This window comes from Amycolatopsis sp. NPDC051373, from assembly GCF_040689465.1.
Lineage (GTDB): Bacteria > Actinomycetota > Actinomycetes > Mycobacteriales > Pseudonocardiaceae > Amycolatopsis.
In genome coordinates this window covers 38050-44337 of sequence record NZ_JBFBAE010000028.1, presented here as the reverse complement: position 1 = coordinate 44337, position 6288 = coordinate 38050, and the positions used below count along the sequence as shown (strand labels likewise).

The window sequence follows — 6288 nt, the reverse complement described above, 5'->3', positions numbered from 1 at the left end:
CGGCGCGTTTAGGGGGTTTATCCGGGGGGGCGCGCCACGTCTGGGCGGTCGCGGCGCCCCCCTTTTCGTTCGGGTGGTGTGTCAGCGGCGCGGCTGCGGCGGCCCGCCCTGGGGTCCGCCGAACGGGCCCTGCTGCGGAAACGGCCCGCTGCCCGGGCCCTGCTGTCCCGGCTGTCCGCCGAACTGCTGCGGCGGGCCCTGGTACGGGCCACCCGGCGGCGTGGTCGGGGGCTGCGGCTGCGGAAGCGACGGCGGGTTCTGCTGCTGGACACCCGGCGGCGGCGTGCTCGGCGGCGTGGCCGGCGGTGCGGGCGGCTCTTCCTCCGCCGGTGCGGCCGGGGCCGCGGCTTCCGGTGTCGGGGTGCCTCCGCCGAGGGCGCGGCGCGGCGGCGGCGCGTTGAGCGGGCTCGGCACCTCCTTGCGTGCCACGGCTTCCGCGGCGGCGACGGCTTCGGCGACCTTCGGGTCGGTCGAGGTGTCGAACCAGCCGGCGACCTCGTCGTCGTCGAGGTCGGGCTTCTCGGGGGTGTCGTCCTTCGGCGGCTCGTAGCGGAACACGCCGTCGTCGCCGGGAGCGCCGAGCGCGCGGGCGAAGCCTTCGAGGGCCTTGCCGTAGTCGCTCGGGATCATCCAGACCTTGTTCGCGTCGCCCTGCGCCATCTGCGGCAGGGTCTGCAGGTACTGGTAGGCGAGCACCTCGGGCGTCGGGCGGCCGGCCTTGATGGCGGCGAACACCTTCTCGATCGCCTTCGCCTGGCCCTGGGCCTGCAGGTAGCGGGCGGCGCGTTCACCCTGCGCGCGCAGGATGCGGGATTGCCGCTCGGCCTCGGCCGCGAGGATCGCGGCCTGCTTCTGGCCTTCAGCGGAGAGGATCTGGCTCTGCTTCTGGCCTTCCGCCGTCTTGATCGACGACTCCCGCTGACCTTCGGCGGTGAGGATCATCGCGCGCTTCTCCCGGTCGGCGCGCATCTGCTTCTCCATCGAGTCCTGGATCGACGGCGGCGGGTCGATCGCCTTGAGCTCGACCCGCGCGACGCGGATGCCCCAGCGGCCGGTTGCCTCGTCGAGCACGCCGCGCAGCTGGCTGTTGATCGCGTCGCGGGAGGTCAGCGTCTGCTCCAGGCTCATGCCACCGACCACGTTGCGGAGCGTGGTGGTGGTGAGCTGCTCGACACCGATGATGTAGTTGGAGATCTCGTAGACCGCGGCGCGCGAGTCGGTGACCTGGAAGTACACGACGGTGTCGATGTTGACCGTCAGGTTGTCCTCGGTGATCACCGGCTGCGGCGGGAACGAGACGACCTGCTCGCGCAGGTCGATCCGGGCGCGGACCTTGTCCAGGAACGGCACCAGGAACGTCAGGCCGGGCGAGGCGACCGTGCGGAACCGGCCGAGTCGCTCGATCACCGCCGACTGGGCCTGCGGCACCACCATGATCGCCTTGACCACCGTGATGATGACGAACAAGATCAGGAGCGCGACCACGACGATCGCAATTGTGGACAAGAGCGTTTCCCCTTACCTAGTACCGTTTTCCGGAGTTCTCGCGATCACGACACGATGTCCACCACGGCGGTGGCGCCGGAGATCTCGACAACGGTGACGCTGGTGCCCGGCGCGATCGGCGGGTGCGACTCGTGCACGGCGCGCGCCGACCAGATCTCTCCCCCGATCTTCACCTGCCCGGCGTCGTAGTCCACTGTGGACACGACGACGGCGCGGGCGCCGATGAGCGCGTCGGTGCCCGTGGGCGTGTGGGAGCCGGCGAGGAAGCGGCGCTTGAGCGCGGGGCGGGCCAGCGCGAGCAGCGCGACGGAGCTGACGGCGAACACGGCGACGTCGATGAAGATGTTGCCGGTGATCGCTTCGGAGCCGGCGCCGAGCAGCGCGGCGATGCCGAGCATGATCAACACGAAGTCGCCGGAGATGACTTCCGCGATCATCAGGACGATGCCGATGATCAGCCAGATCAGCGCTACTGCCATGTGGTCATGCTCTCAGATCGCGCCGGTTCGCACCGGGCAAGTGACTCGACGTGACCGACGCGTGACCTTGCCTGGAACCGGGCATATCGGGCTCGTTTCGAGCTCATTCCGAGGGCTCGGTGACGAAGTCGATGAGTCGTTCGACGGCGCCGATGAGCGGTGTCTCGAGGTCGCGGAAACTGCTCACGGCGGCCAGGACCCGTTGCCAGCCTTCATAGGTCTCGCCCCAGCCGAGCGCTTCGCAGATGCCGACCTTCCACTCGGTGCCGCGCGGGATCTCCGGCCACGCGCGGATGCCGACGGCGGCGGGTTTCACGGCCTGCCAGATATCCACGTACGGGTGACCCGTCACGAGCACCTGCTCATCGCGGACCTGCGCGACCAGCCGCGACTCCTTGCTGCCCTTCACGAGGTGGTCGACCAGCACGCCCAGGCGGCGGCCGGGCCCGGTGCCGAACTCGGCGATCTTCCCGGCCAGCACGTCGACGCCGTCGAGCGGTTCCACGACCACGCCTTCCACGCGCAGGTCGTGGCCCCACACCCGCTCGACGAGCTCGGCGTCGTGCTTGCCCTCGACCCAGATCCGGGAGTCCCGCGCGACGCGTGCCTGCAGGCCCTGCACCTTCACCGACCCGGACGCCGACACCTGCTTGACGGGCGCGGCGGCCTTGCGGACCGGCACGAGCGTGACGGGCTTGCCCTCCAGCAGGAACGCCGCGGGGCCGAGCGGGAACACACGCCGGCGGCCTTTGCCGTCCTCGAGGACGGCATTGCCGTACTCGATCTTCACGACCGCGCCGCAAAAGCCGCTGGCGGGGTCTTCGACCACGAGCCCGGGTTCGGCAGGGACCTCGGGGATCTTCCGCTTGCGCGGGCCCGACAGCACGTCGTCGTACGAATGTGAGCGCACGGCCGAGGACCGTAGTGCGGTTCGTGGGGTGAAGTCCTGCCGCCACGCCGGGCGGCGGCCGATCCTTGACGCGTTCGGCCGCCCTCCGACAGGGCCGGAAAAGTCGTACCCACGTGCGATTCTTCGGGTTCCTGCCGTTCCCAGGGGAGGTCGAGGTCATGGCGGGTGGGGGGTTCTTCGGGTCGCTGACCGAGACGGTCGAGGCGCCCGGGCAGTGGTTGGTGCTGGTGACAGGGCTGTTCGCGGCCGCGGTGTCGACGGGGACGTTCGCGTTCCTGACGAGCGAGAAGGATCTGCTGATCGGGCGCGCGAACGTGCTGGGGACGGTGTTCCACGAAGGCGGGCACGCGCTCGCCAGCGTCGTCACGGGCGGCGGGGTGTACCGGATCGCGATCACCGGCGCCGACAGCGGAGCCACGTGGTCGTGGACGCCCTCGCCGTGGTCGCGGACCTTGACCAGCGTGGCCGGGTACGCGATGCCGTCGCTGGCCGGGCTCGGCGCCGCCGGGCTGCTGCGGCACGGCTACGCGCCCGCCGTCCTCGCGCTCACCACTCTGGTGATGGTGCTCGTGCTGGTGGTCACGCGTGACCTGATCACCTTCGTCGCGGTTGTCGCGCTCGGGATGGTCACCTTCACCGTCTGGCGGACGGCGCCGGGGTGGGTGCAGAACGCGGTCGCGTATGGCGAGGCGTGGCTGCTGCTCACCAGCGAGATCGGCGGGCTGGCCGCGCTCGTGTCCAACCGGGTGCGCCACGGCCTGCGCCACCACACCGACGACGCGGCCGGCCTCGCGGAGCTCACTTCGATCCCGGCGTTCGTATGGATCGCCGGCTGGTTCGTGGTCATCGGCTGGGCACTGGAGAAGGCGGTGCCGCTGCTGTGGCCGTGACGTGTGGCCGTGACGTGCCGGTTCAGCGGGCGGGCGTGGATTCCTTCGGCGGGGTGCGGGTGCCGTGGAGGGTTTCGGCGAGGTCCGCATACAGGCGCGGCGCCAGTTCGGCGACGGTGTCGCGGGCTTCGGCGGGCAGGTTGCCGAGTGCGTCCTCGACGGCGCCGGGGTCGCCTTCGTACATCATGATCCCGAGCACGAGCGGGAGCTTCTCGGCCGGGAGCTCGGCCGCGCCCCGGGCGACCATCGTGTCCCACTCCGCGGCGGTGATGTGCCGTTCGATGAGCGGGAGCACGTAGTCCTCTTCCGCGCCGAGGTGCTCGTACAGCACGGTGATCAGCGGGTCGAGGACGCCCAGTACGGCGTCGCGGTGCGCGGTGTTCGGCTCGGCGCGCCAGGCCGCGACGGCGTCGGTGAGATCGACGCCGAGGAACGCGATGCGTTCGTGGTGGCGCTCCATGCCGTAGACGAGCGGGGCGACGTCGGTGGGGCAGCGTTCGAGCAGGTTGGGCCAGATCTCGAGATCTTCGGCGTGATGGTGGTGGTGCAGGATCGTGTTGACGAGCTCGAGGTGGTCGGCGACGAGCGCGGCGCGCTGCGTGTCCTGTTCGGCGACGCCGGCGACCAGCTTCGGCATCAGCCCGAACTCGCGGCGCAGCGCGGTGTGCACCATGCGCATCTCGCGGGTCATCGCGCCGGGAGCCTTCGTTGCGGTCATGTCAGTCCTTCGGCAGCGGGAGCCGGCGCGTGCTCGCCCGGCACCTCGCGACACGAGGCCCGAGGTGCCGGCGGTTGAACCCGCGGCCGAACAGTGACGAGCGCCACACCCGCTAAGGCAGGAGCGCGAGGACCGCGTCGGTGAAGGGCGTCGGGCCGGTGCGGCGCAGGGGTCCCATCACCATGAGCGGGGCGAGCGCGGCGCACCACGCGCGGGTGCGGTCGGGGTCGGGCAGGCGGGCGAGGCCGTCGTCGAGCGTGCCGCCGTCAAGGAGAGGGAGGAACGCCCAGTCGACGCCGTCGAGGGCGGGGTCGCCGATGCACGGGCGGGGGTCGATCGCGACGATGCCGCGGGCCGGGCCGGCGTCGAGGACATTGCCGGGGTGCAGGTCGCCGTGGACGAGGGCGACGGGACCGGTCGTGGCGAGGATTTCGGCGCGAGTGCGTCCCGCGTGCAGAACGTCTAGAGGCAGGTGTGCTTCCGCGGTGCTGCCGCGCAGACGGCGTTCAGCGAGGTCGAACATCGTGTGGACGCGCTCGAGCTGGGTCGGGAACGGGCCGTCCGCCGCGACCCCGTGGAGCTGGTCGACCAGGTCGCGGACTTGATCCCAAGGAACGTCCGTGCCGGTCAGGGTCGTGCCGGGCGCGAGGCCTTCGAGCAGGATCGCACCCGCGGCGAGGTCGGTGTCGAGCAGCTGCACGACCCGAGGCAGACCGGCCCACGCCAGCAACGCCGTGGCTTCGGCCTGGGCGATCCCGGGATCGGGGCAGAGCTTCAGGACGCGGGGACCATCAGGGCTGTCGCACAGCAGCGTCCGGCCGGTGTTGCCCGGGCGCGCTTCCCGGACCGTGAGGTTCCAGCGCCGCACAAGGCGCGCGACGAGGCCGGGCAGCGCGTCGCACCACGGTCCGACGCCCGCGCCGAACCGGTCGACCAGCCGGGCGCGGGCCGCGTTGTCCAGCGAGTCGCTCAGAAGAGCGGCCAGGGGATCGCGCGCCAGTCGTCGCCGGGCTCGGGGAAGACGCCTTCGGCGAGCAGGAAGTCGGTGCGCTGTGACAGCGCGCGGACCTCGAAGGTGGTGATGTGCTCGCCGAGGTCGGCGCCCAGCTTGCCGTCGAGGTCGGACCGCAGCTTGCGCAGCTTCTCCGCGGTGTCGTCCCCGAGGCCCTCGCCGATCCAGCCCCACAGCACGGTCCGCAGCTTCGGGTCAGTGTGCAGGCAGATGCCGTGGTCGACGCCGTAGACCCGGCCGTCGGTGCCCGCGAGCAGGTGCCCGCCCTTGCGGTCGGTGTTGTTCACGATGACGTCGAGCACGGCCAGCTCACGCATCCCGGGATGGTCGGCGTGCACCAGCACGGCCGGGTCGCCGAGGCGGTCGTGGGCGTGCAGCACGGTGCGCCAGCCTTCGGGGACCTCGTCGGGGGCGCAGACGTCGACGACGTCGTCGTCCTCGGCGGTCTCCACCCACAGCTGGACCATGCCGGGTCCGAACGGGCCGTCGCGCAGGACCGTGGGCGGGATGGCGCCGAGACCGGACGCGTCGGCGATCATCGCGGTCGCGACCTCACGGCCGGCGAGGGTGCCGTCGGGGAAGTCCCACAGCGGCCGCTCCCCCGACACCGGCTTGTAGACCACGCGGCCGGTGACGCCGTCGAGCTCGATCGCGCAGAACAGGGTGACGTTGGAGGCGTCGACGAGCCGGCCCTCGACGTCGATGCGGCCGTGCGTGACGAACTCGCGCGCGGCGGGGTCCGTCGGTTCCGGCGGAGTGCTGGCCACCGGCGC

7 protein-coding genes are annotated in these 6288 nt (G+C 71.5%); 1 reads left to right on the top strand and 6 read right to left on the bottom strand.

Features of this window, described 5'->3' with window-relative positions:
• Nucleotides 1–81: 81 nt before the first annotated feature.
• From AB0383_RS38870 to AB0383_RS38860, 3 genes are all read right to left on the bottom strand, one after another.
• A complete protein-coding gene (locus AB0383_RS38870) occupies nt 82–1497 on the bottom strand; it encodes an SPFH domain-containing protein (RefSeq protein WP_366190009.1) in 1416 nt (471 codons plus the stop codon).
• A gap of 53 nt (nt 1498–1550) precedes the next feature.
• Entirely contained in the window at nt 1551–1985 is a 435-nt protein-coding gene (locus AB0383_RS38865) for an NfeD family protein (RefSeq protein WP_285967010.1), read from the bottom strand.
• Nucleotides 1986–2088: 103 nt separating this feature from the next.
• Complete coding sequence (locus AB0383_RS38860) at nt 2089–2895, bottom strand: DUF3097 domain-containing protein (protein WP_366189941.1); 807 nt, start codon at nt 2893–2895, stop codon at nt 2089–2091.
• Between the two features lie 113 nt (nt 2896–3008).
• Here AB0383_RS38860 and AB0383_RS38855 point away from each other — a divergent pair, with 113 nt between their 5' ends.
• On the top strand, nt 3009–3785 hold the full coding sequence (locus AB0383_RS38855) for a M50 family metallopeptidase (protein ID WP_366189940.1): 777 nt from the start codon (nt 3009–3011) through the stop codon (nt 3783–3785).
• A gap of 22 nt (nt 3786–3807) precedes the next feature.
• On the opposite strand, the gene AB0383_RS38850 is transcribed toward AB0383_RS38855, so the two are convergent.
• From AB0383_RS38850 to AB0383_RS38840, 3 genes are all read right to left on the bottom strand, one after another.
• Nucleotides 3808–4503 (bottom strand): hemerythrin domain-containing protein, encoded by a 696-nt coding sequence (locus AB0383_RS38850; RefSeq protein ID WP_366189939.1) that lies wholly within the window; start codon nt 4501–4503, stop codon nt 3808–3810.
• A 112-nt stretch (nt 4504–4615) separates the two neighbouring features.
• Nucleotides 4616–5488, bottom strand: coding sequence for an aminoglycoside phosphotransferase family protein (locus AB0383_RS38845; protein WP_366190008.1), 873 nt, complete (start codon nt 5486–5488; stop codon nt 4616–4618).
• Nucleotides 5473–6282, bottom strand: coding sequence for an SCO1664 family protein (locus AB0383_RS38840; RefSeq protein ID WP_364189518.1), 810 nt, complete (start codon nt 6280–6282; stop codon nt 5473–5475). The genes AB0383_RS38845 and AB0383_RS38840 overlap by 16 nt, the downstream gene beginning before the upstream one ends.
• Nucleotides 6283–6288 lie beyond the last annotated feature (6 nt).